Annotated in this window: 1 protein-coding gene and 4 pseudogenes; 2 read left to right on the top strand and 3 right to left on the bottom strand. The window is 69.8% G+C overall.

What is annotated here, in order from left to right:
• Positions 1-140 precede the first annotated feature (140 nt).
• Positions 141-496, bottom strand: a pseudogene (locus tag AC559T_RS09330) (DDE-type integrase/transposase/recombinase); the annotation flags it as partial.
• Positions 497-592: 96 nt separating this feature from the next.
• On the opposite strand from AC559T_RS09330, the pseudogene AC559T_RS09325 reads away from it, so the two are divergent.
• Together AC559T_RS09325 and AC559T_RS09320 are read left to right on the top strand one after the other, a co-directional pair.
• Positions 593-907 (top strand): annotated as a pseudogene (locus AC559T_RS09325) (IS256 family transposase); the annotation flags it as partial.
• A 766-nt stretch (positions 908-1,673) separates the two neighbouring features.
• Complete coding sequence (locus AC559T_RS09320; RefSeq protein ID WP_498868471.1) at positions 1,674-2,636, top strand: MFS transporter; 963 nt, start codon at positions 1,674-1,676, stop codon at positions 2,634-2,636.
• A 146-nt stretch (positions 2,637-2,782) separates the two neighbouring features.
• Here the strand turns inward: AC559T_RS09320 and AC559T_RS09315 are convergent.
• Positions 2,783-3,303, bottom strand: a pseudogene (locus AC559T_RS09315) (transposase family protein); the annotation flags it as partial.
• A gap of 88 nt (positions 3,304-3,391) precedes the next feature.
• Positions 3,392-3,508, bottom strand: a pseudogene (locus AC559T_RS09310) (IS6 family transposase); the annotation flags it as partial.
• Positions 3,509-3,643: the final 135 nt, after the last annotated feature.

The raw sequence follows: 3,643 nt of genomic DNA, 5'->3' as shown, positions 1-3,643 counted from the left end.
CGATGCGCGGTGTTCACGAACGATCGGGCTGCGGCGTGGCCCTGATGTCGTCCCGGTGACCGATTCTGAAGGCCGATCATCCTCGGCGGGGCTGTTGCATTGCGAGGATGCGGCGCACGCCAGGGCCCGGGCAGTCACGGTCAGACGGCTTGGGTGAGCTCGGTGAACGCGGCGGCCAGCCGCAGCTGTGGGCCGGTATGGGTGGCGAGTTCGTAGTGGCCGCGTCGGATGTTCTGAACCAAGGCGTTCCCGGCGCTGATCGTCTGGACCGAGCGGAGGCGTTTGAGTTCGCGCATCGGCCGTAGCCGGGCTTTGAGCCGGCTGTGGGTGGCTTCCATTCGGTTGTTCTCTCTGGCGGCGTCGACATGGCAGGCCTCGGGAGCGGCTCGTCGAGGATCCTCGGGTAGACGGGTGCCTTGTCGGTGGTGACCTCGACCGGCTGGCGGCCATGCGCCGGCGCCTGGATGAAGAACCGGCGGGCTACGGCCGAGCAACGGTTGAGATCTGTGGTCGGCTGGGGAGGGGCGTGCCTTCCCGGTGATCGAGGTTGAGGTCTCAGGCAGGCCGACGTTGGCGCGTCGGTCGGGAAGGCATGCCGGTGCTCACGGTAGTACCCGAGGACAGCACGCCCGGGGACGGTTCGACGGTCAGGCCGTCGCTGATCGATGAGATCGTGCGGGAAGGTGCGCGGCGGATGCTCGCGGCCGCGTTGGAAGCCGAGGTCGACGCCTACATCGCCGAGCTCGCCGACGAGCGCGACGAGGGTGGCCGCCGGCTGGTGGTCTGTAACGGCCACGCCCAGCCCGGGCAGGTGATGACCGCCGCCGGTGCGGTCGAGGTCACCGCGCCGCGGGTCAACGACCGCAGGGTCGACCCGGACGCCGGCGAACGGCAGCGGTTCTCCTCTTCTACTCGCCGGAGTATCGATTTGGGTCCGGCAAGGCTGGAAGGGTCGGGCAGGCTCCGAGACAACCGCCCCATGAGTGTCATCTTTATTTTTGCAGGGTCGATAGCGAACAGCGGCACTGTTGCGTTCCGAGATAGCGGCGAATGCGCCGGGTTCTGGCCGGCCGGCGGCCAGATGGCGTGGGTGAGTTCGGCAAACGCGGCTGCCAGCAGCGCCGGCCGGTCGCCCATCTGACTGGATGGGGCGTCCGACAGACGACTTCGGAGTCGCCGTGCGGCGAACATGATGGTCGAATGCTCGATTCGTCGGTGACCGCGTCCGAAGTGACCCGTCGTGCTGCCGTGGCCGTTTCCGGCGCGGATGCCGGCCCCCTGCGCCGCTGTGCCCGGGCCGGCGGCTGCCGCGCTCGTCGCGTCCGTCGTGTCCAGACCCGACACTGCCGTCTGTGACGTACCTGTCCCAGTCCAGAGCGAGGGCGGACGGGTCCGCGGGTACCTGACCTCGTCGCGGCTGGCATCGCTGCTGTCGACAGCGGGGCAGGAGAGCACCACCACCGTCCTCCCTGCGTTCGTCACCGGCCTGGCCGGGGGTGTCCCGCTCGCCATCGCCGGAATGGAGGCCGTCGGGCACGCGGGTGGGATGGCGGCCCGGTTCGGTGGCGCCGAGACAGCGCTGCGCCGGCCGCGGTGGCGTGGCCTGTGGTCAGCATCGTCGGGCACGCCGGCATGGGGCTGGCGTCGGCACTGCTTGCGCTCAGCGGCGTGGCATGGCAGGCGGCCACGGTGTAAGGGTCGGCTCGTGGGCGGCCCGCGGGCTGCGCACGCCCCTGCGGCCGGCGCAGGCGAGCGAGGTCACCACCGTGGACCGGATGGGACGCCGCCTCGGGGTGGAACGTTCGATCGACGCGGTGGGCGCAGCCCTCGGCCCGGTGTTGGCGCTGCTGTTCCTGACCTTCCTGGAGGTCCGGACGGTCATCCTGCTGGCGGTGCTGCCGGCCGTTGCGGCGGTGGCCGTCAGCGCCCGCGCGAACCGGCGACGGGCAGCGCAGCCGGGCGGGAATCCGACACGCCCGGACCTGGACGTCCTCCAGCCGGACGCCGTGTGGCAGCTGCCATCGCTGCGTAGCAGAATCGACCAGCTCCGGCGCGGTCGCCTGGGTCGGTTCCTCCTCGGCGTCGCGATCTACGAGACCGCGAACATCGCCGCGGTGCTACTGCTGCTTCGCGCGACGAAGCTACTGCCCGCTGGAGCCGGACCGTTCAGTCAGCTCCAGCTCGTGGCGCTGCTGTACATCGGCTACCAGCTCAGCGCGGCCGTCTGCGCCAGCTGGGCGTGTGCGCTGGCGGACCGGATCGGTACTGGCCCGATCATCGCCGGTGGCGCCACGTGCCTGCTGACCGCCTATGCCGGATTCGCTCTGGCCGGGACGAACGAGTTGCTTCTGCTCGCCGTCTGCTTTGTGTTGGCAGGGGCTGCCGCCGGTGCCGTGGACGCGGCCGAGTACACCGGCGTCGGCCGGCTGGCCTCGCCGGAGATCCGCTGGACGGCGTTCGGCACCCTCGCCGCTCTGCAGAGTGGCGGTCGGGCGATCGCAACGTTGACCGCCGGTGCGCTGTGGACGTTCGTCGCGCCCGAGGCAGGGCTGCTGTTCTGCGCGCCGCTGCTCGTGGTCGCGACGATCCTGTTCACCGTCAGGGCGGACCGCCCGCCTGCGCCGGTCACCGCATGACAGGCACGCCCGCGCGCAGCAAGGTCCCCTCTCGGCGTGTGGGGCTCCCAAAACCGGATTTCGGCCTGTGAGCTGGCCTTTTGTGGTTGACGCGATCTTCCGCGGAGGTGCCGGGCTGCGTTGCGATTCGTTGATCAACCCCCCGAGGGTGACTGTGGCGGGGTATCGACCACGTCGATGCCGGCTTCGGTAAACCCAGCGTCGAACGAAGCCGTGAACTTCGCATCTCGGTCACGGATGAGAAACCGGAACCGGTGGGTACGCTCCTCGAGATCCATCAGCAGGTTCCGTGCCCGCTGGGTGACCCACGCCGCGGTCGGGTGTCTCGTGACCCCGAGGACATGGATACGACGGGTGGCGTGCTTGACGACGAAGAACACGTAGATCCGTTGGAGGAACACGGTGTCCACCGTGAAGAAATCGCAGGCCAGCATGCCGGAGGCCTGGGCACGCAGGAACGTACGCCAGGAGGAGTCGGTCCGGCGGGGCGCTGGATCGACACCGGTGCGGTGCAGGATCCGTCAGACGGTGGCGACCCCGACCGGGTAGCCCGGCCCGGCGAGTTCTCCCTGGATCCTGCGGTGGCCCCAGGTCGGATTCTCCGTGCGGGGCGCAGGACCAGCTCGCGGATCTCCCGGCAGATCGGTGGCCGCCCGGGCGACATCCGCGATGGCGGATCTCGCCGACGCAACAGCGCCGGTTCGAGTCCCCGACGGCCCGCCAGTGATCACACTGACGGTACATGCCCCGCCAGGGCCTCGCCGGTCACGACTGGACGCAACAGACCCCACTGACCGCGCGAACCGCAGGTACCAGCGGACCGCCAGCACGATCACCTCCGGAGGGAACCGGAACCCAGCGAACTTCCACATCGGGACCGAAGGACGGACCACACCTCGCCTCATCGCCTGATCATTACCTGCCGCCACACGGGGCCCGTCGAGTGGAGGCAACAGTGCCGTCTGCCTGTCAGGGGGTCTCGGCGGGTGGCGGCTGGTCGGTTGCTG

Source organism: Frankia sp. Hr75.2 (genome assembly GCF_949319125.1).
Classification (GTDB): domain Bacteria; phylum Actinomycetota; class Actinomycetes; order Frankiales; family Frankiaceae; genus Parafrankia; species Parafrankia soli.
Note: the sequence above shows the minus strand (reverse complement) of the source record. Positions and strands in the feature narration are given on the sequence as shown.

Bases quoted from the DNA above. Each gene is read 5' to 3' on its own strand.
- AC559T_RS09320 (WP_498868471.1), top strand. From the start codon at position 1,674: ATGGCAGGCGGCCACGGTGTAAGGGTCGGCTCGTGGGCGGCCCGCGGG.